The sequence below is a fragment of the Salmonella sp. NW177 genome (assembly GCF_051811585.1).
In the GTDB taxonomy this organism is placed as follows: Bacteria; Pseudomonadota; Gammaproteobacteria; order Enterobacterales; family Enterobacteriaceae; genus Salmonella; species Salmonella enterica.
The window spans coordinates 1151319-1173804 of record NZ_JAMMZV010000001.1 but is presented as its reverse complement, the minus strand read 5'-3'; the positions used below and the strand labels follow the sequence as shown (position 1 = coordinate 1173804).

Sequence of the window (22486 nt, the reverse complement as noted above, 5' to 3'; positions counted from 1 at the left end):
GATGCGTGTGGATTTGTTAGCGTTGCGCAATTAATCGCTTATATCACTCACCTTCTTATTCAACAAGCGGGAAGCCCGCCAGTAAATCAACAGCATGAGTCCCATCACAATGGTCAGCGTAATGCTGGTAGCCGCGCCAAACGGCCAGTCGCGAATATTCAGGAACTGTACCTTAATGACGTTACCAATCAGCAGGTTTTTCGCGCCACCCATTAAATCGGAGACGTAGAACAGGCCCATTGCCGGTAGCATCACGAGCAGGCAACCGGCGACAATGCCCGGCATGGTTAATGGAATAATGATGCGGATGAACGTTTGCATTTTACTGGCGCCGAGATCGCGTGCGGCCTCCAGTAGCGGTTTGTCGAGCTTCTCAATGCTGGAGTAGAGCGGCATGACCATAAACGGCAGCAAAATGTAAACCAGGCCGATAATAACGGCGCTCGGGGTGAACATGATGCGAATCGGCGTATCAATCACGCCCAGCCACAGCAGGAATTCATTGAGATAACCTTTAGTGCTCAGGAATATTTTCAGCCCATAGATGCGGATCAGTGAGTTGGTCCAGAAAGGAACGATCAGCAAAAACAGCAATAACGGACGTATCTTTTCCGGTAACTTCGCCAGGAACCAGGCAAAAGGATAGCCCAGCACCAGGCAGGAGAGGGTGGCGATCAGCGCCATATTCAGAGAGTGCAGGAGCACTTCAAAATAGAGCGGATCGAGCAGGCGTGCGTAGTTATCCAGCGTAAAGACCATCTTGACGAAACTGGCGTCGTCACGGGTCAGAAAGCTGGTGCCAATGATCATCAGGTTGGGCAGAAAAACAAATAACACAAGCCAACCGACGATAGTGACAATCACTACATTCTGGAATTTACTTGTGTTCTTCATCAGCCAGTACGACCTCCCAGCTTTCTACCCAACTAATGGCCATTTTTTGGTCAAGTGAATGGTCGAAGTCAGGATCGTCTTCGTTGAAGAATTCGCTGACCATCACCATTTTGCCATTTTCCAGTTCAACCACCGATTCCAGCGTCATACCTTTATAATTGCGCTCGCGCACGTAGCCGATAAGCCCTTCGATGTGGTTATCATCGTTGATCTCTTCGACGCGTAGATCTTCCGGTCGCAGCAGGACGTTCAGTTTTTGGCCCGGTTCGACAGCGAAATTAACGTATATATTGCACTCCCGACCTTCTACGCTGGCGCGGACGCGCTGTTCATCAAGCCGTTCAATGACGGTTGCGTCAAAGCGGTTAATTTCGCCGATAAAACCGGCGACAAACAGGTTTTTTGGCTCTTCATAGATTTCACGCGGCGTGCCGTCTTGCTCAATCACGCCATTACGCATTACCACGATACGATCGGACATGGTGAGCGCTTCTTCCTGATCGTGAGTGACAAAAACAAACGTGATACCGAGTTTACGCTGTAATGCTTTAAGCTCGTTCTGCATTTGTTTGCGCAATTTATAGTCCAGCGCGGAGAGCGATTCATCCAGTAATAACAGGCGAGGTTTATTCACCACCGCGCGAGCGATAGCCACACGCTGCTGCTGTCCGCCGGATAGCTGGTGCGGTTTACGTTGTGCAAACTCTTCAAGCTGCACCATACGCAGCGCATCGGTCACGCGAGGCGCTATCTCGGCGGCTGGCGTTTTTTGCATTCGTAAGCCAAACGCGACATTTTCAAACACCGTCATATGCGGAAATAAAGCGTAGCTTTGAAATACGGTATTTACATAACGATTTTCGGCGGGAACGTGGGTGATATCCTGGTTATCCAACATGATATGCCCGGCATCAACGGTTTCCAGGCCGGCAATCAGGCGAAGAACGGTTGTTTTACCGCAGCCGGAAGGGCCAAGCAGCGTGAGGAATTCGCCATTGTTAATGGTCAAATCCAGTTGCGAAATGACCTCTTTGCCATCGAAACTTTTGCTAATTCCAGACAAAAGCACCAGCGGTGAAAGCGAACGCGGTTGATTATTCAATTTCTTACTCTGTCCCATGTAAACGCAACGGATGGCTGACCGCTGCGGGGTTTGTGGTTAACCACCTTAATCACTCTTAATGAGGGCGGTCATTCTACGGCAAACCACTGTGATCGCCAATCCTTGTTGCGAATTACTGACTTAGCTTTATAGTCAGAAAGCGTGTCAAAGTGAAATATTCTTGTTTGCAGGGATAAAAGTGACCTGACGCAATATTTGTCTTTTCTTGCTTATTAATAATGTTGTCACGAAAAGTGAGGGTGACTGCATGGATAAACTACTTGAGCGTTTTTTACACTACGTATCGCTGGATACCCAATCAAAGTCGGGTGTTCGGCAGGTTCCCAGCACTGAGGGGCAGTGGAAGTTACTACGTTTGCTCAAACAGCAGCTCGAAGAGATGGGGCTGGTTAACATTACATTAAGTGAAAAAGGGACGTTGATGGCGACGCTCCCGGCCAATGTTGAGGGGGATATTCCCGCCATTGGTTTTATCTCCCATGTGGATACCTCTCCGGATTTCAGCGGTAAAAACGTTAATCCGCAGATTGTCGAGAATTATCGCGGCGGCGATATAGCATTAGGGATTGGCGATGAGGTGTTGTCACCCGTGATGTTCCCGGTACTGCATCAATTACTGGGACAGACGCTGATTACTACCGATGGTAAGACATTGCTGGGCGCGGACGATAAAGCCGGTGTTGCGGAGATCATGACCGCGCTGGCGGTGCTGAAAGGTAATCCTATTCCCCACGGCGACATTAAAGTGGCGTTTACGCCTGACGAAGAGGTAGGGAAAGGCGCGAAGCACTTCGATGTTGAGGAGTTTGGCGCGCAGTGGGCCTATACGGTCGACGGCGGCGGCGTGGGCGAACTGGAGTTTGAAAACTTCAATGCCGCCTCGGTGAATATCAAAATCGTCGGCAATAACGTGCATCCTGGTACGGCGAAAGGTGTGATGGTCAATGCGCTGTCGTTGGCGGCGAGGATTCACGCGGAAGTGCCGGCGGATGAAGCGCCTGAAACCACTGAAGGTTACGAAGGGTTTTATCATCTGGCCAGCATGAAAGGCACCGTTGACCGGGCCGAAATGCACTACATCATTCGCGATTTCGACCGTAAGCAGTTTGAAGCGCGTAAACGCAAAATGATGGAGATTGCCAAAAAAGTCGGTAAGGGGCTGCATCCGGACTGCTATATCGAACTGGTGATTGAAGACAGTTATTACAATATGCGCGAAAAAGTGGTTGAGCATCCGCATATTCTCGATATCGCCCAGCAGGCCATGCGCGACTGTCATATTACGCCGGAGATGAAACCGATTCGCGGCGGTACAGACGGGGCGCAACTGTCGTTTATGGGCTTGCCGTGTCCTAATCTCTTTACCGGCGGATATAACTATCATGGTAAACATGAGTTTGTGACGCTGGAGGGGATGGAAAAAGCGGTACAGGTGATTGTACGTATCGCGGAGCTGACGGCGAAGCGCGGCCAGTAGCGAATGTTACGCATTGTGGTGAAGCGTTTTATTATTTATGGCGGGATATTTTCCGCCATCAATTTTTCTGCCTGGAGCGCCGAATATCCGCCTTCCTGGTCCCAGCGCCAGCAACAATCTGCAGCATGTTTTATGACCGGCGATGAAACCTGCATGACGTTTATTGATGATGCGGTGAGGCTGGCCTCGCGGCAATATGGCAAACGCTCAATACAGCTTGTTCGTAGCCTGCTATTACAAAGTGATATTTATCAATGGCTGGGTAAACCTGAATTAACGCCGCAAATGCTGCTGCGAGCGCGGGCAATCATGAAAACATTTCCGGCGGGCACTTATCCGGGCGATCGGGCCGATATGTTTGAACACCTTGCGGCCTTTAATGTTTACAGTGACGATCGCCATATAGAGTATTCATCTACAGAGCAGTGGCGATACGAGATCAAGGTTGATTACCGTCAGCGAATAGCCTGGCAAGAGCAGGCATTAACGTGGCGTCTTAAAGACAAAAAGGCATCGACGGAAGCATTGGTTTATACCTTAAACAGGATGCGCGACGCTTATTCTGATGCGCTGGAAGAGCGGGATGTCGAATGTGATAGTGCGCGTAAAGCCTATTATTTGGCGAAGATAGACGCAACGGAGCGGCAGTGGCTGAACGTTATTTTACGGGATAAAACCTGGGATAATCGTGAGCGCGTCGCCTCTTTTTTGCAGCAGAAAGCGGATATTGCTTATAATGCAGGACATATTAGCGAGGCGATTAATGCGCTAAGTCAGGCGCTAAAAATTAAGCAAACGCTTTATGGCGCCGAATTCGGCGAAATGACGGTTGACAGCAATAATCTTGCTGGCTTTTATGCACAGGGCCATCATTATAAGGAAGCGAAAGATCTCTACCTTAAACTTATCGCGTATTACCAGAGCCGTTTAACGCCAATGGCGACGGTAATATCACGATTACGCTTTTATTTGCCCGAAAACATCGACCTGGACAGTACCTCCCCCTATCTCCCATTGCTGGAAGAATATAAACGTCGGCAGTCCGACGTATCCATGGTGTTGTATGGTATTTCGCTGCTTTATAAGAATAATCAACAGCTTGAACAAGCAAAAGACTTTGCGGAACGCGCCTTTACGCTTGATGCCGTAGCTTATCCAGCAAAGATGCAGTATGAACGATTACAGCAACTGGCTAATATTGCCGAAGGTCTTGGCGATAACGTACTGGCGCGGCGCTATCGGCAAATGTCATTTCGCCATCGAATGGCCCACTCGCTTTATCCGGGCGATCCGCAATATAACGATTTCGCCAAACCTGGCGGCGATCGTTGTGGATAGTTTGCGTCAGCCCGGCGGTCGCCGGGCATTGCGATGTTCTTATCCTTCGAAGAACCAGTACCCGCTATTCACCAGCGCCGCCAGCATCGCGAGGAAGGACGGGTCTTCCAGCGCATCGCCGAAGTTTTCAGCGGTCAGTGCAATATGACTGGCGAGCGCCTCCAGAGCGGGGCGATGCGGAGAGTCTATTTTTTCGCCATTCGCATAGACCTCATCGCCGATACGCAATACGCGAAGCCCGCCGAGACGTACTAATACCTCGCCTTGCTTTAAGGCATCGTAAATTTCATCAGGCTGATACGGCGGCTCCGGCGGCGCAATATCCAGTTCGTGGCGTGACTGAGAGAGAAACTCGCCAAGCCACTGTTGGAAATGCGCGGGTTGATTGATCAAATCGAGCATCATATTACGCAGTTTATCCATCTCCTGCGGCAGGATATCCGCCGGATGCTTGCGGGACGGCATATCCGGATCGCTGTAGTATGTATTGCCCAACTCCCGTTGCAGGACGTAATCGGCAAAACCGCTGATCAGATCACGGCTATTGGGCGCGCGAAAACCGACCGAATAGTTCATGGCGTTTTCCAGCGCATAGCCTTCATGCGGGAATCCTGGCGGAATATACAGAATGTCGCCCGGCTCCAGCTCTTCATCAATAATGGCCTCGAACGGATCGACTTGTAACAGGTCGGGATGTGGGCAGTGCTGACGCATTTGCAGCTTTTCGCCCACGCGCCAGCGACGGCGCCCGGTTCCCTGGATAATAAACACATCATACTGATCCAGATGCGGGCCAACGCCGCCGCCGGGAACGGAAAAGGAGATCATCAGATCGTCGATACGCCAGTCCGGCAGAGCGCGGAACGGGCGCATCAAGGCGGCGGTGGGTTCGTGCCAGTGGTTTACCGCCTGTACCAGCAGCGACCAGTTGCTCTCACCCAGATGATCGTAGCTTTCGAAAGGGCCATGGCTGACCTGCCATTTGCCATCCTGATGGCTAACGAGTCGGCTGTCGATTTCGCTTTCCATCGCCAGCCCCGCCAGCTCATCCGGCGAGAGCGGATCGATAAAGTTGCTAAACCCACGTTTTAAGACCACCGGGCGTTTTTGCCAGTGGCGTTCAAGAAAGTCGGGCCAGTTAAGAGTTAATTGGTATTCCATGTTAAGTATCCGCAGGCTGGTATCTGACACCGATTATAACGGATGCTTAACGAGATGCGTGGAAGAACGCACAGAAATGTTTATTCCTCTTTCTGTGTGGGATGCTGTCGGCCAAAAACGACCTCCATACGGGCGCCGCCGAGCAGACTGTCGCTGGCAATGATCTGCCCGGCGTATTGTTCCGTAATCTCGCGCGCGACAGCCAGCCCCACGCCTTGTCCTGGTCGTAGGGTATCGGCGCGCTGACCGCGATCAAACACCAGGGAACGTTTGCTGTGGGGAATGCCTGGGCCGTCATCTTCGACGAAAATATGCAAATGATCGTCGGTCTGGCGAGCCGAAATTTCGACAAACTCCAGACAATATTTACAAGCGTTGTCCAGTACGTTGCCCATTACTTCGACAAAGTCGTTTTGCTCGCCGACAAAACTGATCTCTGGTGAAATATCCATACTGATATTCACCCCTTTACGCTGATAAACTTTATTGAGCGCGGAGATCAGGTTATCTAACAACGGCGCGACGGGATGCAGTTCGCGGCTTAACAACACGCCGCTACCGCGCATACTGGCGCGATGCAGATAATAGCCGATCTGCTGGGAAATCCGGCTGATCTGTTCCAGCATCACCGGTTCAGCTTTGCTGACGCTCATCTTTTCGTTGCGTAAAGAGCGTAACGTACTCTGCAAAACCGCGAGCGGCGTTTTTAAACTGTGCGTCAGGTCGGTCAGGGTCGTGCGGTATTTGTTATAACGTTCACGCTCGCTTTTGAGCAGTTGATTAAGGTTGCGCACAAGGCTGGTCAGCTCACGCGTCGTCTCCGGATTGAGCATTTCGCGGTGATGATCTTCAAGCTCGCGGACTTCCCGCGCCAGCGCCTCGATAGGGCGTAAGCTCCACCAGGCGGCGATCCACAGTAAAGGAATGACTAACAGTAAATTGGCGGCCAGCACGTATACAAACCAGCTCCACACCATATAGGAGCGTTTTAGTTCTATCGGAATGGTATCGACCACCACGATGGTTAACTGCGGCATCCGCGCCGTGGCAGGATAAATATTTACCGCTACCGAGTGGGTCATCTCGGCATCATCGTCATCTTCACGTACTTCTTTGAGTTTTTCCTGCGCGGAATGGTCCTCGCTCAACAGCGTGCTGGTAGCGTCTACGTTGGTTTCAATTTCATGGAAGCCGTTCGTTTTTAACCATTCCGGTTGAATGCTTTTAATCAACCAGGGGATGTTGCGCTGCGCCCATAATAATTTGCCCGTTTCATCGTAAATCAGCGTCATGGTCGGGCTTTGCATGTCCAGATTTTCAGGCAGCTCAACGCTGATTTTATTATTTTCCCATTTGGCGAGGGTATAAAACAGGTTGCTTTCGCCGCGCAGCAGACGAAAGGTGGTTTTATCAAAACTTACGCTATAGCCGACCAGCGCCACTATGCCATATGCCAGAGAAAGCACCAGCACGACGCCGGCTGTCGCCAGCAAAAAACGAACCCGCAGCGACAGCGGCAGAAAATGGCGAGCAAATTTATTCATTAGCGCAATTCAAAAAGATATCCTTGTCCGCGTACGGTGGTAATGACATCGTGCGGATACTGGGCCTGTATTTTTTTCCGCAGACGCCCCATGAGAACATCAATGGTATGACTTTCCCGCAGTTCCGCATCCGGATACAGTTGAAGCATCAGCGAATCCTTGCTGACCACTTTACCGTTGTTACGGATAAGCGTTTCCATAATGGTGTATTCGAACGCCGTGAGTTTGATGACCTCTTCATTGACGGATAATTCCCGACGTGAGAGATCCACCTGGAAAGGCGGGATGTTGATCACCTGGGAGGCCAGACCGCTATTACGGCGCATTAACGCCTGCATACGAGCCATTACCTCTTCGATGTGGAATGGCTTCGTTACGTAGTCATCGGCCCCGGAGCTGAGAACCTCGACTTTATCCTGCCAGCCTTCGCGCGCGGTTAACACCAGAACCGGCAGTGAAACATCACTGCTGCGCCAGCGGCGTATCAAGGAAAGGCCGTCTTCATCCGGCAGACCTAAATCGACAATAGCGATATCCGGAAGGTGTTCATTAAGGTAGTAATCAGCTTCCCTGGCATCTTCTGCGGCATCGACCTGGTGACCTGAATCCTGGAGCTGAACCTTCAGGTGGTGGCGTAATAATGCATTATCCTCTACAACCAGTACGCGCATCATCTCTTCTCCCTTGTGTTAACAATAAGAACAGTCTAGCGTTGATTATGGTGCTTTGGGGATAAACAGTTAATAAACCAGACAAATAGTCACCCTCTTTCTGAAGAAAAGAGGGTGAGGCAGACATTATTTAAGTTCGTCGACCAGAGTCACAGCGCGACCGATATAATTTGCCGGCGTCATGGCTTTAAGGCGCGTTTTTTCTGCTTCCGGCAGGGCCAGACTATCAATAAACTGTTTCATTCCTTCGGCATCAACACGCTTGCCACGGGTCAATTCTTTCAGTTTTTCATAGGGTTTTTCAATACCATAGCGGCGCATGACGGTCTGGATCGGTTCGGCTAATACTTCCCAGTTGTGATCCAGTTCGTCAAGCAGATGATCGCGGTTTACTTCCAGCTTGCTGACGCCCTTCAGGGTGGACTGATAAGCGATAAGCGCATAGCCGATGCCGACACCCAGGTTACGCAGGACGGTTGAGTCGGTCAGATCGCGCTGCCAGCGGGAAACCGGCAGTTTGTTTGCCAGATGGTGCAACACTGCATTAGACAGACCGAGGTTGCCTTCTGAGTTTTCAAAGTCAATGGGGTTAACTTTATGCGGCATGGTAGAAGAACCGATCTCCCCGGCGATGGTTTTCTGTTTGAAATGGTTCAACGCAATATAGCCCCAGACATCGCGATCGAAATCGATCAGGATGGTGTTAAAGCGCGCGATACAGTCAAACAGTTCCGCAATATAATCATGCGGTTCAATCTGGGTGGTGTAAGGGTTCCACTGGATGCCCAGCGAGGTGACGAACTCTTCGCTGAACTGATGCCAGTCAACTTCCGGATAGGCGGCGATATGCGCGTTATAGTTGCCTACGGCGCCGTTGATTTTACCGAGGATCTCCACCTGGTTGAGCTGGCGGAACTGACGCTCCATACGATACGCCACGTTCGCCATCTCTTTACCCAGAGTGGAAGGCGTTGCCGGCTGGCCGTGGGTGCGGGAGAGCAGAGGGATATCGCGATACTGTACGGACAGATCTTTCACTGCGTCGATAAGCTTACGCCAGTATGGCAGGACTACTTCGTCGCGAGCGGTTTTCAACATCAGCGCGTGAGACAGGTTGTTGATGTCTTCTGACGTACACGCGAAGTGGATAAACTCGGAAACGGCATGCAGTTCCGGGATATCAGCCACTTTTTCTTTCAGGAAATACTCAACTGCCTTCACATCATGGTTAGTCGTACGCTCAATGGTTTTAATGCGCGCGGCATCTTCTTCATTGAAGTTTGCCACAAGCGTATCCAGGTAACCGTTTGCGTCGGCAGCAAAAGCAGGAACTTCCTTGATCGCTGCGTGCGCGGCTAATTTCTGCAGCCAACGTACTTCGACTTGTACACGAAATTTCAGCAAACCGTATTCGCTAAAAATTCCGCGCAGCGCGCTGACTTTATCGCCGTAGCGTCCATCGACAGGGGAAACGGCGGTCAGTGAGGATAATTCCATAGATCATAACTCCGGGGTTAAATGAGCAAGAATTTGTTTTGCCTGAGTCGTCAGGCGATGACGAGAAAACATAAGCTGTAGGCGACCACCGCCTACCTGATGCCAGAGCACGGCTGCACGGATGCCTGCCAGTAGCGAGGCGCGGACTTTGGCCTGCACCTGCGGACTTTGCAGAACGGCCGGGGAGCCCGTCACCTGAATGCGCGGGCCCAATGGGCTAATCACATCCACGTAGATGCCCGCCATGGCGCTCATTAACGTGTCTGACTGTAAATCAAAATGATCAAGCTGGCGCTGCAGGCCGTTAATGCGATCGCCTAACGTATTCAATGCGCCTTTGGCGGATGACAGCTTGCGCTCCAGCACCATCAGGCTAAGCGTATAACGCGTCAGTTCGGCGTTAAGTCCCTGTCGGCTGCTGGCATTCAGCACGCCGAGCAGTGTTTCCAGACCAAGACGCAGGTTGGCTTCGCTGCCGCCGAACACGCCCAGAGTAGAACTGGGATTCATATCAATGACACTGTTGAGTGAAACGTGCAACGCGTCGGCATCACAGTGTCCCTGGTGCGCCAGTTGTTGCACCAGGCGTGCCGACTGGCAAATGCCAGACAGCGCGAGGGTGATGTCATAATAATTCTTTGCCACAATCACTGCTTCCTTGTATCAAATAAAATACACTTCATCTTTTAAGCCGCTTTGAGGCGACTTGAATGATGTTGTGTATTGAATAATCAGACCGTCAGCGGCAGTCGCTGCTCGATAATGCCGCCGCCCAGGCAGACTTCGCCGCTGTAAAAGACAGCGGACTGGCCCGGCGTAACGGCGGCAACCGGCTCGTCAAAAATGACCTCGATACGATCGTCATCCAGCGCGTTAATCGTGCACGGAATATCGGTCTGGCGGTAGCGGGTTTTTACCGTACAGCGCAGGGTGCCGGTGAACGGTTCGCGATCGACCCAATGTAGCTGCTGGGCGATGAGGCCTACCGACATCAGGCGTGGGTGCTCATGCCCCTGGGCGACAATTAACACATTGTTTTCAACGTCTTTATCCACCACATACCAGGGGTCTTCGCTACCGTCTTTGGTGCCGCCGATTCCCAGCCCTTTACGCTGACCGAGCGTATGATACATCAGACCCTGATGCTCGCCGATTTCATCGCCGTCAACGGTAATGATTTTCCCCGGCTGCGCAGGCAGATAGCGCCCTAAAAAGTCGCGGAATTTGCGCTCGCCGATAAAGCAGATACCGGTAGAATCTTTTTTCTTTGCGGTTACCAGCCCCAGATCTTCGGCGATTTTACGCACCTGCGGTTTTTCCAGCTCGCCAACCGGGAACAGACTTTGCGCAATCTGCTCATGGCCAAGCGTATAGAGGAAGTAGCTCTGATCTTTGTTACCGTCGAGCCCGCGCAACAACCGGCTTTTGCCGTTTACATCCGCGCGGCGAACGTAGTGACCGGTGGCGATATAGTCGGCGCCTAAATCTTCTGCGGCAAATTCAAGGAAGGCTTTAAATTTGATCTCTTTATTGCACAGAATATCCGGGTTCGGCGTACGGCCCGCTTTGTACTCTTCAAGGAACAGTTCAAAGACGTTATCCCAATATTCTGCGGCAAAATTAACGGTATGCAGTTCAATGCCAAGCTTGTCGCACACGGCCTGCGCGTCAGCCAGATCGGCTGCCGCGGTACAGTATTCCTCACCATCGTCCTCTTCCCAGTTCTTCATGAACAGGCCTTCTACCTGATAACCCTGTTGTTGCAACAGCCAGGCGGAAACGGAGGAATCGACACCGCCGGACATGCCGACGATCACTTTTTTTGGGCTTTCTGACATTGGAATACTCGCGACATTGAACTTCAAGGCGGCGTATTCTATCACGCAGCCCTTTACTTGACACCCTCTGTAAACGGCCAGTTAAATTCGCCCACTATAGATAAGGGGTAACGTTGTCCCGTTTGATAACTGCGAATGCTTTCAGCCACCAGCGGAGAACGTAAATTCGGCGCGTTCAGAATCTCGTCGGCGCTCACCCAATGGCAGCAATCGATGTCATTGTCATGGGGGTTGGTCGCGCAAATATGATCAAGCTTGATAGCGAATAAAAAGCGCAGGAACGGGGTTTTATCCGGAGCAATCCACTGATGCATACGGATAAAATACTGTGGTTGCGCCGTGATGCCAGTCTCTTCCCACAGTTCTCGCGCGGCGGCCTGCGCCAGCGTTTCATCTGCCTCCAGGTGTCCGGCAGGTTGATTCCATAACGATTTACCGTTGATGGTCTCTTCCACCACCAGAAATTTATCTTCGGCATGTACGATGCAGGCAACGGTCACGTGCGGCTTGAACATAGGCATCCTTATTAAAGCGGTTTATCAATGTGGTCATAGATCGCGTCAAGCTGTTTCAGACGCTCGTTATAAGCTTTTGTCAGGCAGGTGACGTCGGCCTTGCACTGCTGACGCTGTTTAAGCCAGCTCTGCTGGGCGTCCTGCAGGGCGCCGCGACTGCCCATCGCGAACAACCCTTTCAGAAACTGATATTTGGTGTGCATTTCCACGTCTTTATCATTCAGCGTCAGGTGCGCGCAGATAGCCTTTTCATCCGCAGCCTGCGCTTTCTGGCAGTCGAAGCTGGCCGCATTAACGGATAACGGTGTTAATAAAGCAAAAGCAATGAGAAGCCGTTTCATCTGTCTTTCTCCTGTGCGATCTCGCGCCACTGTCCATTATCGAGGCCGTTGAGCGTGTAGTCGCCCATGCTGTAACGAATTAATCGTAGAGTGGGATGACCGACATGCGCTGTCATGCGTCTTACCTGGCGGTTGCGGCCTTCATATAAGGTGACTTTTAGCCAACTGGTGGGAATATTCTTCCGTTCGCGAATCGGCGGGGTGCGCGGCCACAGCCAGTCCGGCTCCGCGACAATCTCAATACCGGCAGGCAGGGTAGGGCCATCGTTGAGCGTGACGCCAGTACGAAGCGCCTGTAGCGCTGCATTATCCGGGATACCTTCTACCTGAACATAGTAAATCTTGCCGGTGCGTTTGCCCGGTTGCGTGAGGCGCGCCTGCAGCGCGCCGTCATTAGTCAGCACCAAAAGCCCTTCGCTGTCGCGGTCCAGGCGGCCTGCGGCATAAACGCCTTGCACAGGAATAAAATCTTTTAACGTGCGGCGACCTGCTTCATCCGTGAACTGCGGCAACACATCGTAAGGTTTATTGAACAAAACCACGCGTTTTGGCTGGTTTTCTTTCCGTGATTTAGATGCTTGTCGTGAGCTGAATCGCTTAACGTAGTGATTTCTAAAAGAAGTTTTTTGCATGGTGTTTTCAGAACTTATTAATTGCCGCATTATAGCGCAATAATGAGTGTCTTTCATGGCGGCAAACAATAGGGTAGTATTGACATGCTCATTACAAAACATTAACAAAAAATTGCTCTAACGCAGTCGTGCAGCAGGATGCCATTGCACATGCAGCGCGATGACAGACGAGCAAACCAGAAGCGCTCGAAGGAGAGGTGAATGGAAAGCAAAGTAGTTGTTCCGGTGGAAGGTAAGAAGATCACCCTGCAAAACGGCAAACTCAACGTTCCTGAGAATCCGATTATCCCGTTTATTGAAGGCGATGGTATCGGTGTTGATGTCACTCCAGCCATGCTTAAAGTGGTCGATGCCGCCGTCGAGAAAGCCTATAAAGGCGAGCGTAAAATTTCCTGGATGGAAATTTACACCGGAGAAAAATCCACACAGGTTTACGGCCAGGATGTCTGGCTTCCCGCTGAAACCCTTGATTTAATTCGTGATTACCGCGTAGCGATTAAAGGTCCGTTGACCACGCCGGTTGGCGGCGGTATCCGCTCTCTGAACGTTGCCCTGCGTCAGGAGCTTGACCTGTACGTTTGTCTGCGTCCCGTTCGTTACTATCAGGGCACGCCAAGTCCGGTGAAACATCCGGAGCTGACCGATATGGTCATCTTCCGTGAAAACTCTGAAGACATCTACGCCGGAATTGAATGGAAAGCTGACTCTGCAGACGCTGAGAAAGTGATCAAGTTCCTGCGCGAAGAGATGGGCGTGAAGAAAATTCGCTTCCCGGAGCACTGCGGTATCGGTATCAAACCGTGTTCTGAAGAAGGCACTAAACGTCTGGTTCGCGCGGCGATTGAATACGCTATTACCAACGATCGCGATTCCGTTACGCTGGTACATAAAGGCAATATCATGAAGTTCACCGAAGGCGCGTTTAAAGACTGGGGCTACCAGTTGGCGCGCGACGAGTTCGGCGGTGAGCTTATTGACGGCGGTCCGTGGCTGAAAATTAAGAACCCGAACACGGGTAAAGAGATCGTGATTAAAGACGTTATCGCCGATGCGTTCCTGCAACAGATCCTGTTGCGTCCGGCGGAATACGACGTTATCGCCTGTATGAACCTGAACGGTGACTATATTTCCGATGCCCTGGCGGCTCAGGTTGGCGGTATCGGTATTGCACCGGGTGCGAATATCGGCGACGAATGCGCGTTGTTTGAAGCGACTCACGGGACTGCGCCGAAATATGCGGGCCAGGATAAAGTCAACCCAGGCTCCATTATTCTGTCTGCGGAGATGATGCTGCGCCACATGCAGTGGTTCGAAGCGGCGGATCTGATTGTTAAAGGTATGGAAGGCGCGATTGCCGCGAAGACCGTGACCTATGACTTTGAACGCCTGATGGAAGGAGCTAAGCTGCTGAAATGTAGTGAGTTTGGCGACGCGATTATCGCGAATATGTAATATCGATAATTGTTAAAAACAAAAACGGGGACTTAACGTCCCCGTTTTTATTATTAGCATTCGAACGGTTATCAAAACTTTATCAAAAAAATTTATCAAAACTCCCTCAATTCTGACCGCAATAGTAATCCATCCTTTACCCCGATCGTCATGATAACCTGAGCCCCGCTGAAAGTTGATAGTTACCGATTTTGATTGTGGTGGTTTTCTTTATGATGTGTGGTTTGGCTATTTTTTGAAAGTGCCTTATCAGATTTGTTTTTATTATCAGGATAATATTTCAATAAAAGGTGATAATTTATTGCCTGCAATAGTGGGTAGATTAAGCATTTTATGAAATTATTAGTATGCTTTATTTGCACTTCTACAAGGCGGCTAAGAAGTGTTGAAATATCAGCCTGATAAAGAATACGTCAGCGAAAGTGAATACTATTAATCGTAAAAATTCAGGAGACATATGCTCAAGCCTATCTGCTATAGTGGAAGTGTAAAGGTTCCGGAATATCTGGAAACAGATAAGGAAAAAAATGTCGGACGTACTTCTCTGTCTTCAGATATTCAGCAAATTAAAAATGTTGTTGAAGATGTTCCGCCATTTCCAGAAAGCAGAGCGGCGAGCGGTTCTGTAAGCGCAGCGTACAGGCTTTCTTTTGACGAAGTGTTTTGCGGTCTCAGCAATGAAGAGCGTAAAAAGGTGTATGGTCGCCTTTTTGGAAAACAAGTACTTGCGTATATTCATTCCAGGTGTCAGCGCGACGCTGTCATAATAAGAGAAAAAGCGCTCAGGCGGATAAGCCGTGAGTGCGGTGCCGAAATAGATTGCGCTCTCTTGCTAAATAAGATGGTGGATGTTTTACAAAATGCCCGGCTGACAATAAATTTTAATGCAGCCAAAATTGACTTTGTCTCTCTCTTAAAAAATAAAGAATATCTGAACTCTTATGCATTAGGTTGCAGACCAGGAGATTTACCTGCTTATAATGTCGGACGTGATTCAGTTGAAACTAAAGCATTTGAACTGGAGAAGCTTGCAGATTCACCTTATGCCCCATATGGTCAGACAGGCGGTTTTTCCGTAGCATATACTCCCAACAGTAAAACTTTTAGCCCTACAAGCAGACCAATTTATGCTGCACTGGACTTTCTGAACGGTGAAAATGGAGGTGCCAGCGCCTATGGGAAATCATTTTTTGAATTAAATGATAATGTAAAAACAAATTGTACATTCTCACCTTTTGATATCTACGGCCACAGATTTGGCCTGGATACGAGTAAATTATCTACATTTTGCCATATGGAGAACCTGATTGCATCCTGTCAAAATGATTTTTTTGGTTATAATTGCTTTAAGAGTTTGGTTAAAATGGCTAAGGGCGAAAAATTTTTAGCTCATTCTAATTATGGTAAAGGCTATGAAGGGAATTATATAGAGGCTCATATTCATGGTGATGTATGTTTATTCAGAGATATAAAACACGTTTATTTGTCTTTGCAAGAAAATTCTTACTCGAAAAGTCAACTATATGATTATGCAAAACAAATAAACCAGGCGCTTAATAGAGACTGCATAATATTATATTGACAAGCTTATTATCAGTCTCTTTAAAAGAGCTTTAAATGATCATGAGCACATACTTCTTGAGGTAGGCAGTAACTGCTTTTATATTTATTATCTCAGGACCGTTCTGTCAGATACCTGTGTGGCACTTCAGTATGGCCTGAAAAATAGAGGAATATGGACCAGCAGAAGCGCCTGCTGGCTACTTTTCACTTAAATCGCTGGAATTCACCGGCGCTACAGATGAAGCGACCTTAACAGTCATCAGCTGTCCAGCATTACCACAGGAGTGATTTACTGGCTATCGATATTCCTGCTCATCAGGTTTTTACGCCATCTACGCACATTTATTCTGCTATAAGTTGAAATACTGCAAAAAATATTAAGGCTTATTATTTTTTCTTTAAGTAAATTTTCGTTCAACAAACTTAATTGTTTATTCAATGATGATGAAGCATGAGTTATGCTGAAAATGAGGAAGGTTAACAGCAAGGATAATCTTAATATTTACGGGTGATATTATGAGACATCGTGTATTTTTCCCATTGCTTCTGGTGTTGTCGGCTACAGCCTTTTCGGCATCGGCGATGGCTGCCAGTGATTCAAAACCCCCACCAGATAATACAAAACACGCCTCCCGTGGCTGGCCGTCAGGCCCCGAAGCATTTATTCGCCCAGAATGGTGTGACCATTATCCAGCAGGTGAGGTGACGCCACCGGGGTGGTGTGATATTTGTGGTTGTTAGTTTTTTACAGAAAACTATATCAACCATATCAGGACTGAGGGTATATCAGGCTATTATGTTTCATCAGCTCATCCTGAACTGAATATTACCTCAGGCTGGTGTGTTTTATTAACGCCAGCCTGATTTTTCACAACGTTATATTATTGGCTTACAGGCACATCAGGCCAGTCAGGTTTTGATGTGTCCACACGGTTTACCAACACCCTGTATTTTTCCATTCGTCGCTCATCATCTGTTGCCATCAATGACAGTATTGCGCTCTTTCCCGTACATTGCTCTCCCGACCAGCTCACGGTCCAGTACATGACAGTCCTCTTCCACTTCGCTACGCCTAATTTTTTGTTTTTGAGTTGCTCTGTTTTATTGCGCTGAATTTGTACCTCAAAACAGTAATTTTCAATACTTATTTGAATATTTTTTTATGATTTTTTCACGAAATGAGTAAAAAACAAAATGAAGAATGATATAAATAATTAATGCAATAAAAAATGATATCACACCAATTGATGGTCCTGTTTTGTATACGAATAACATGCATAAAAATATAGCAAATAGATCAAGGGAAATATTCGTGATGAAATCAGTAATTATTTTGAAAAAATTCTTCATATTACCTCTTTAAAATATCTATTTTATTCGTCATTTTTAGGTCGGGCAGTGCTCGAAATTCTCACGTACAACGTATACGCTCCGGTTTCTGCGCGCTGCCCGGCTTTACACTGGCTCCAACAAGTACGCCCGCTGGACCAGGTTCCTGGCGTCACATAACGTCACCTGGTTATCCAAAAAAGACTCAATAAATAAATATTTTGAGTACGAAAAATGACAGTGTCAGAGAATGAAATGGCGATTCGCTGTCTTCAGGCAGTGCCTTAGTACCTGGCACGCGTTCTTTCGCGCTATAATTTTTATCAATGTTTGTATCGCCTACTATTTTTTAAATGTCTGCTGTATTTCGTTCATCTTTTCAGCTGCTTTTTTACGCTGACTTTCAATGTCTTTTCTCGATTGTTCAACAAGTTGCTGTGCTTTTTCGGCTTCTTTTTTGGGGTCGAAAGGTTCTTTGGTCTCATATCCGGCAATAGAACCATCCTTATTTAAGGTCATTACCGCACGTGCTGTATTTTTAGCAGTAATGGTAATGTCATAGACGAATTCGCCATTATGAGCTATCTCTGCTCGTACAACGATATCGCTATCTTCCGTAACGGAAATGATGCCACTGGCGTTAGCGCGTTTAATTGTTTCCTTAATACGCTCTGGTATAATGCTGAAATTGATCGAGTCGAATTTGAATAAAGCTTCTTTTAGTGCTTCTTGTTTTTGCTCCTCTGTTATAGTGCCAAAGATGGTTAAGTTGACAGGCGAAGGTCCCCCCCAGTAGCCGTTGTTAAATTTAAACATCTCTACTTTAGCAGGGGTGTTAACGCTCTGTCGAATGAATGAATACCCGCCCTTGAAGAAACGGACTTCAATAATCGCAAGATTGGCTCCACCTTTTGCGTTGATATTGGCAATAGCTTTTTGCATTTCGGCTTTGTCGTAAAAGAACATTGATTGCTGGTGCTCTTTTTGCTGGATTTCTTGCATGTATTTCTCTTGATTTTTTTCAGCTTCCGCCATGGCATCTTTATCGTTATCACAGGCGCTAATTAGAGTTGCCGCGATGAAGGTAATCGGAAGTAAGAGATTTTTATATGTAACATGTATTTTATTCATGTGAAGTATTTCCCTTTTTTATATAAAATAGATAGTCTTGACTGGTCGAGACTATCCTGGAAACATAGTAATAATGCGTGTGCATATCTGCAGTAAGTTTTAGTTATGCTGGTTTTATTTCGGATTTTTACCTGTTACTTTTTGTTCGTAAATAGGTATTTTACGTATTGATGATAAGTTTAGAACCTATCCCAGTAGGCGTAATCGTTAAAGCCAGTTTGGCGAATAAAAGAGTCTAATGGGATAGGCTCTTAATAAACAACAAAACCAAACGTACTTTCAGATTTCAGGCTGGAATGCGCACAGCTGATTGTTGATAAGGGCTACTCATACCGACAGGCCAGTGAAGCGATGAATGTCGGTTCCGCATACCGGTCTGAGGTATCAACAACAACATGTTCTGAGTGGTAGCGTTTGCGTTATATCGTCACAGACAGCGCCTCAGGGCGCTGTTTTCGATCGGACATGTCGCTTTCGCAGGAGGGGACGTTATTCGGCGACCAGCCACATATCAGCCTCTTCAAACATCTCTTCCAGCATACGGTGCAGCCGTTCTTTCTCGGTTTTTGTACAGTCACTGTTTAATGCGTTCGCCTGCATTGGCTTAACTTTCACTTGCGCATCGGGAAAAAGTTGATGTACGCGTTTTGTGAGTTCATTGAGGATGATTTCGCGTGCGCCTGGCAGACCTTCAACATTTCGCTTGTCATAAACGAGTTCGACGAACATCGCCATTTCCTTTTTACTGGTTGGATGACCAGTATTTAATCTGGGTATACAACCCGTGTCAAGGTTTAGCCGCCGTTTTGTCATCCTGACGTTGCGGACGTAAATGAAATTGACCGTATATGGAAGTAAAGGTCGCTAACCTGTTAGCGTGTCATGAGGTTAGCGGCTCTCTCTTCACAGCGGTGTCCTGCTACCTGATGGTAAATTCCAGGGCGCGACTAAAATCGCAATCGGCCAACACAACAGGGTCGCCTTTTCTGACAATAATGCTATTTGTGCCCAGGCATTTTCGGCTCTGTTTCCCCTTAATTTTGTTATCATCAGTGAGCCAGCGCTGGTTATCATTACCCGTGCATGAATAAAGAATGATTGGTGTGCCTTCTTTTGTACCTTGTCCTGCGGCATCCAGACATTTCTCACCCTGCGTGATTCTGTCTCGGTGAAATGAGAAAAGCTGAGATTGCACATGCTTACACTCCCGCAGCGTCAAACGATTCTGTTGATCTGAACCTGTATCAAGGCACAGACCATCAGTTGTCCGAATTTGTTCCGCGTCATTTATGTAATAACCACCGGAATTAATTTGGTTTTGTGTAATGACCGGGAACGACAAATTAATACTATAAGGTGCGGGTAAGCCGTTCGCCGTACATCCACATAAAATAGAGGAGAGGCAGAGAACCAGTGTGGTTTTTCCTGAAAGCAAAGTCATTCAATTATTACCCTAAAAATAAATAGCGTTACAACTATATTGGCGATTTATACCCACTGAATATGACGTAGCATTGAGCGACAATAGAGATAATTCCGATAGAATCACATAAATACTTCGGTTAAACGCGCGCAGTCTGCCACTCCTGTGACGATGGGTATATAGCGTTAAATACTTTTGCAATATTAGATGCTATCACAGTGAAAAACGGCTGTACATTTCTTCACGTTAAACAAAGTGAGAAGGGGGGACACCCGATATATGATAAAAGAGGTCACAGGAGTCATTAGCAAAATAAATCCTTTAGATTTTCGCCACTGAAAACATTCTGCAGCCTTTCAGGTAAAGCCTCATAGCAGACTGCGGAGGTATACGGGCTCGCTAAATTTTTCTGAAAAAATGCCGAGTGACGAATTATGAAAGATAAACGTTGGCGGCGGTAGGTCCGCGGAGGCCATTAATACGACAAAACTCAACGCGTATACCGGGGATAAGCGCTTCTGTTTCGTGTTGGCGACATGCTGAAATGTGGACCTGAACATCTTTGCGTCCATCGGAGGGGGTGATGAGACCTTTACCGCTCTTACAATCAAAGGTTTTGACAATTCCTGTCATTTTACGAGACAAACAAATTCCTTAATGGGGATAACGGGGCGCACTATACACGTCAGGAAAAATAATGCCAGCTATATTTGATGGCAATCAAGATTTCCGGATGGCTAAAAGTGGTCGTTCGGCACCATTGTAGATAAATAACATTATGTTCTGGAGAAAGTATTCCCTTTCCTGGCGTCGTTGGTTGGTGCGGACATCATGGGTTTTGTCGTCGGGCAGGATGGTGAACTAATCTGCCTGGCTTGCTTTTTATCAGTATTTGTAGGTGGTTGCGGGGTTTTACTACCAAAATCGTAGATAAAAATATCCCATGATGCCTGTTGTAAACCAGAACAATGGCCTGAACTGGCCAAAACATGGAATGAAAAAATAAGTAATGACCAAAGCATAAAAGCATGATGTTTCATAGCACCTCCTGTTATATGTAATGACTTGTGAAGTTCATCTAATGAATTATGGAACGTCATTGGCATTTTTTATTCAACGAAGAGTTAACCACTCTTAATAATAATGGGTTTTATAGCGAAATAGACTTTTTTATTGCGTGTTCAATATTTGCGTCTGTTATTATTTTTCTGGAATGTAAATTTTCTCTCAACACGGGTGATATTTATGTTGGAATTGTGGTGTTGATTCTATTCTTATAACAAGAAATGTTGTAACTGATAGACATATTAAAAGATTAAAGCGGAGCGGGAATAAATCGTGCTAAGCATCATGGTGAATATGATTACGGTGCCAGCGATGGCATATAACGGTATTGCGGCTGGAGCTTCACGTGAGGACTGTGAAGCACAATGCGATATGTTCTGGTTATATGGCGAGTTTGCTTAATGACATGTTTTAGCCGTTCGGCGTCAGGTTTCTTAATGTGGTTTTGAGATTTTTTATTTAAATATCAAATAGTTGTATGGAGAGTTTGTTGTTCTATAGTGGCTAAACACTTTATGGTTTCTGTTAAATATATATGCGTGAGAAAAATTAGCATTCAAATCTATAAAAGTTAGATGACATTGTAGAACCGGTTACCTTAATGAGCGATAGAGCGCTTTGGTAGTAAAAATATCTTTCAGGAAGTAAACGCATCAGGAGCGATAGTGGTGAATTATTCGTGGTTTTGTCGATTCAGCATAGTGGCGATAACTGAATGCCGGATCGGTACTGCAGGTGTTTAAACACACCGTAAATAATAAGTAGTATTAAGGAGTTGTTATGAAAAATATTATTTTATCCACTTTAGTTATTACTACAAGCGTTTTGGTTGTAAATGTTGCACAGGCCGATACTAACGCCTTTTCCGTGGGGTATGCACAAAGTAAAGTTCAGGATTTCAAAAATATCCGAGGGGTAAATGTGAAATACCGTTATGAGGATGACTCTCCGGTAAGTTTTATTTCCTCGCTAAGTTACTTATATGGAGACAGCCAGGCTTCCGGGTCTATTGAGCCTGAAGGTATTCATTACCATGACAAGTTTGAGGTGAAGTACGGCTCTTTTATGGTTGGGCCAGCCTATCGATTGTCTGACAATTTTTCGTTATACGCGCTGGCAGGTGTCGGCACGGTAAAGGCGACATTTAAAGAACATTCCACTCAGGATGGCGATTCTTTTTCTAACAAAATTTCCTCAAGGAAAACGGGATTTGCCTGGGGCGCGGGTGTACAGATGAATCCGCTGGAGAATATTGTCGTCGATGTTGGGTATGAAGGAAGCAACATCTCCTCTACAAAAATAAACGGCTTCAACGTCGGGGTTGGATACCGTTTCTGAAAAGCATAAGCTATGCGGAAGGTTCGCCTTCCGCACCGCCAGTCAATAAAACAGGGCTTCTTTACCAGTGACACGTACCTGCCTGTCTTTTCTCTCTTCGTCATACTCTCTTCGTCATAATGACGCTGTACATAACATCTCACCAGCATAAGCA

At 47.5% G+C, this 22486-nt stretch carries 22 protein-coding genes and 2 pseudogenes; 5 read left to right on the top strand and 19 right to left on the bottom strand.

Going from position 1 to position 22486, the window contains the following annotated elements:
- Positions 1-30: 30 nt before the first annotated feature.
- Both potB and potA read right to left on the bottom strand, forming a co-directional pair.
- Positions 31-894, bottom strand: coding sequence for a spermidine/putrescine ABC transporter permease PotB (potB, locus tag NA986_RS06190; protein ID WP_000799391.1), 864 nt, complete (start codon positions 892-894; stop codon positions 31-33).
- Positions 878-2014 carry a spermidine/putrescine ABC transporter ATP-binding protein PotA gene (gene potA / locus NA986_RS06185; RefSeq protein ID WP_000531607.1) on the bottom strand — a complete coding sequence of 379 codons (1137 nt, stop codon included), beginning with the start codon at positions 2012-2014 and terminating at the stop codon, positions 878-880. Before potA ends, potB begins: the two co-directional genes overlap by 17 nt.
- Before the next feature lie 250 nt (positions 2015-2264).
- Here potA and pepT point away from each other — a divergent pair, with 250 nt between their 5' ends.
- The gene (pepT, locus tag NA986_RS06180) at positions 2265-3494 is read left to right on the top strand and encodes a peptidase T (protein WP_000359412.1); all 1230 of its coding nucleotides are present in this window, start codon (positions 2265-2267) and stop codon (positions 3492-3494) included.
- A gap of 3 nt (positions 3495-3497) precedes the next feature.
- Complete coding sequence (locus NA986_RS06175) at positions 3498-4832, top strand: periplasmic protein (protein ID WP_023215765.1); 1335 nt, start codon at positions 3498-3500, stop codon at positions 4830-4832.
- A gap of 39 nt (positions 4833-4871) precedes the next feature.
- Here the strand turns inward: NA986_RS06175 and NA986_RS06170 are convergent, their stop codons facing one another.
- The 9 genes from NA986_RS06170 to rluE all read right to left on the bottom strand — a co-directional run bounded on the left by NA986_RS06170 (position 4872) and on the right by rluE (position 13061).
- Positions 4872-5993, bottom strand: a complete 1122-nt coding sequence (locus NA986_RS06170) for a ribosomal protein uL16 3-hydroxylase (RefSeq protein WP_070793858.1) — start codon at positions 5991-5993, stop codon at positions 4872-4874.
- A gap of 80 nt (positions 5994-6073) precedes the next feature.
- Entirely contained in the window at positions 6074-7537 is a 1464-nt protein-coding gene (gene phoQ / locus NA986_RS06165; protein WP_001031685.1) for a two-component system sensor histidine kinase PhoQ, read from the bottom strand.
- The gene (phoP, locus tag NA986_RS06160) at positions 7537-8208 is read right to left on the bottom strand and encodes a two-component system response regulator PhoP (RefSeq protein WP_001537766.1); all 672 of its coding nucleotides are present in this window, start codon (positions 8206-8208) and stop codon (positions 7537-7539) included. The genes phoQ and phoP overlap by 1 nt, the downstream gene beginning before the upstream one ends.
- Before the next feature lie 126 nt (positions 8209-8334).
- Positions 8335-9705, bottom strand: a complete 1371-nt coding sequence (purB, locus tag NA986_RS06155; RefSeq protein ID WP_000423766.1) for an adenylosuccinate lyase — start codon at positions 9703-9705, stop codon at positions 8335-8337.
- Positions 9706-9708: 3 nt separating this feature from the next.
- The gene (gene hflD / locus NA986_RS06150) at positions 9709-10350 is read right to left on the bottom strand and encodes a high frequency lysogenization protein HflD (RefSeq protein ID WP_001519653.1); all 642 of its coding nucleotides are present in this window, start codon (positions 10348-10350) and stop codon (positions 9709-9711) included.
- Positions 10351-10436: 86 nt separating this feature from the next.
- On the bottom strand, positions 10437-11543 hold the full coding sequence (gene mnmA, locus NA986_RS06145; RefSeq protein WP_000004540.1) for a tRNA 2-thiouridine(34) synthase MnmA: 1107 nt from the start codon (positions 11541-11543) through the stop codon (positions 10437-10439).
- A 53-nt stretch (positions 11544-11596) separates the two neighbouring features.
- Positions 11597-12058, bottom strand: a complete 462-nt coding sequence (locus tag NA986_RS06140) for an NUDIX hydrolase (RefSeq protein WP_023206782.1) — start codon at positions 12056-12058, stop codon at positions 11597-11599.
- 11 nt (positions 12059-12069) lie between these two features.
- Complete coding sequence (locus NA986_RS06135) at positions 12070-12399, bottom strand: lysozyme inhibitor LprI family protein (RefSeq protein ID WP_000825956.1); 330 nt, start codon at positions 12397-12399, stop codon at positions 12070-12072.
- Positions 12396-13061: a 23S rRNA pseudouridine(2457) synthase RluE gene (gene rluE / locus NA986_RS06130; RefSeq protein ID WP_001249412.1), complete on the bottom strand. Its 666-nt coding sequence runs from the start codon at positions 13059-13061 to the stop codon at positions 12396-12398. The genes NA986_RS06135 and rluE overlap by 4 nt, the downstream gene beginning before the upstream one ends.
- Before the next feature lie 171 nt (positions 13062-13232).
- Here rluE and icd point away from each other — a divergent pair, with 171 nt between their 5' ends.
- Both icd and sopF read left to right on the top strand, forming a co-directional pair.
- Positions 13233-14483, top strand: coding sequence for an NADP-dependent isocitrate dehydrogenase (gene icd, locus NA986_RS06125; RefSeq protein ID WP_023182053.1), 1251 nt, complete (start codon positions 13233-13235; stop codon positions 14481-14483).
- Positions 14484-14940: 457 nt separating this feature from the next.
- Positions 14941-16065 carry a type III secretion system effector SopF gene (gene sopF, locus NA986_RS06120; RefSeq protein WP_023215764.1) on the top strand — a complete coding sequence of 375 codons (1125 nt, stop codon included), beginning with the start codon at positions 14941-14943 and terminating at the stop codon, positions 16063-16065.
- 285 nt (positions 16066-16350) lie between these two features.
- Here the strand turns inward: sopF and NA986_RS06115 are convergent.
- From NA986_RS06115 to pagD, 8 genes and pseudogenes are all read right to left on the bottom strand, one after another.
- A pseudogene (locus tag NA986_RS06115) lies at positions 16351-16533 on the bottom strand (hypothetical protein); the annotation flags it as partial.
- 394 nt (positions 16534-16927) lie between these two features.
- A pseudogene (locus NA986_RS06110) lies at positions 16928-17029 on the bottom strand (tail fiber assembly protein); the annotation flags it as partial.
- A 154-nt stretch (positions 17030-17183) separates the two neighbouring features.
- Positions 17184-17396 (bottom strand): hypothetical protein, encoded by a 213-nt coding sequence (locus NA986_RS06105; protein WP_023135351.1) that lies wholly within the window; start codon positions 17394-17396, stop codon positions 17184-17186.
- A gap of 321 nt (positions 17397-17717) precedes the next feature.
- Positions 17718-18506 (bottom strand): putative envelope lipoprotein EnvF, encoded by a 789-nt coding sequence (gene envF / locus NA986_RS06100; RefSeq protein ID WP_079940881.1) that lies wholly within the window; start codon positions 18504-18506, stop codon positions 17718-17720.
- Positions 18507-18995: 489 nt separating this feature from the next.
- Positions 18996-19235, bottom strand: a complete 240-nt coding sequence (gene msgA / locus NA986_RS06095) for a virulence protein MsgA (protein WP_000497451.1) — start codon at positions 19233-19235, stop codon at positions 18996-18998.
- A gap of 190 nt (positions 19236-19425) precedes the next feature.
- Positions 19426-19947, bottom strand: coding sequence for an RICIN domain-containing protein (locus NA986_RS06090; protein WP_001805124.1), 522 nt, complete (start codon positions 19945-19947; stop codon positions 19426-19428).
- A 414-nt stretch (positions 19948-20361) separates the two neighbouring features.
- Positions 20362-20574, bottom strand: coding sequence for a cold shock-like protein CspF (cspF, locus tag NA986_RS06085; RefSeq protein WP_001537306.1), 213 nt, complete (start codon positions 20572-20574; stop codon positions 20362-20364).
- A 131-nt stretch (positions 20575-20705) separates the two neighbouring features.
- A complete protein-coding gene (gene pagD / locus NA986_RS06080) occupies positions 20706-20969 on the bottom strand; it encodes a virulence protein PagD (RefSeq protein WP_024145049.1) in 264 nt (87 codons plus the stop codon).
- Between the two features lie 805 nt (positions 20970-21774).
- On the opposite strand from pagD, the gene pagC reads away from it, so the two are divergent.
- Entirely contained in the window at positions 21775-22332 is a 558-nt protein-coding gene (pagC, locus tag NA986_RS06075; protein WP_000789472.1) for a virulence membrane protein PagC, read from the top strand.
- The last annotated feature ends 154 nt before the right edge of the window (positions 22333-22486 follow it).

Coding starts and splice junctions, on each gene's coding strand:
- purB (WP_000423766.1), bottom strand. CDS start 9,705: ATGGAATTATCCTCACTGACCGCCGTTTCCCCTGTCGATGGACGCTAC.
- phoQ (WP_001031685.1), bottom strand. CDS start 7,537: ATGAATAAATTTGCTCGCCATTTTCTGCCGCTGTCGCTGCGGGTTCGT.
- NA986_RS06170 (WP_070793858.1), bottom strand. CDS start 5,993: ATGGAATACCAATTAACTCTTAACTGGCCCGACTTTCTTGAACGCCAC.
- potA (WP_000531607.1), bottom strand. CDS start 2,014: ATGGGACAGAGTAAGAAATTGAATAATCAACCGCGTTCGCTTTCACCG.
- sopF (WP_023215764.1), top strand. CDS start 14,941: ATGCTCAAGCCTATCTGCTATAGTGGAAGTGTAAAGGTTCCGGAATAT.
- pepT (WP_000359412.1), top strand. CDS start 2,265: ATGGATAAACTACTTGAGCGTTTTTTACACTACGTATCGCTGGATACC.
- icd (WP_023182053.1), top strand. CDS start 13,233: ATGGAAAGCAAAGTAGTTGTTCCGGTGGAAGGTAAGAAGATCACCCTG.
- envF (WP_079940881.1), bottom strand. CDS start 18,506: ATGAATAAAATACATGTTACATATAAAAATCTCTTACTTCCGATTACC.
- rluE (WP_001249412.1), bottom strand. CDS start 13,061: ATGCGGCAATTAATAAGTTCTGAAAACACCATGCAAAAAACTTCTTTT.
- msgA (WP_000497451.1), bottom strand. CDS start 19,235: ATGTTCGTCGAACTCGTTTATGACAAGCGAAATGTTGAAGGTCTGCCA.
- pagD (WP_024145049.1), bottom strand. CDS start 20,969: ATGAAACATCATGCTTTTATGCTTTGGTCATTACTTATTTTTTCATTC.
- NA986_RS06175 (WP_023215765.1), top strand. CDS start 3,498: ATGTTACGCATTGTGGTGAAGCGTTTTATTATTTATGGCGGGATATTT.
- NA986_RS06105 (WP_023135351.1), bottom strand. CDS start 17,396: ATGAAGAATTTTTTCAAAATAATTACTGATTTCATCACGAATATTTCC.
- phoP (WP_001537766.1), bottom strand. CDS start 8,208: ATGCGCGTACTGGTTGTAGAGGATAATGCATTATTACGCCACCACCTG.
- NA986_RS06140 (WP_023206782.1), bottom strand. CDS start 12,058: ATGTTCAAGCCGCACGTGACCGTTGCCTGCATCGTACATGCCGAAGAT.
- NA986_RS06090 (WP_001805124.1), bottom strand. CDS start 19,947: ATGACTTTGCTTTCAGGAAAAACCACACTGGTTCTCTGCCTCTCCTCT.
- pagC (WP_000789472.1), top strand. CDS start 21,775: ATGAAAAATATTATTTTATCCACTTTAGTTATTACTACAAGCGTTTTG.
- NA986_RS06135 (WP_000825956.1), bottom strand. CDS start 12,399: ATGAAACGGCTTCTCATTGCTTTTGCTTTATTAACACCGTTATCCGTT.
- mnmA (WP_000004540.1), bottom strand. CDS start 11,543: ATGTCAGAAAGCCCAAAAAAAGTGATCGTCGGCATGTCCGGCGGTGTC.
- potB (WP_000799391.1), bottom strand. CDS start 894: ATGAAGAACACAAGTAAATTCCAGAATGTAGTGATTGTCACTATCGTC.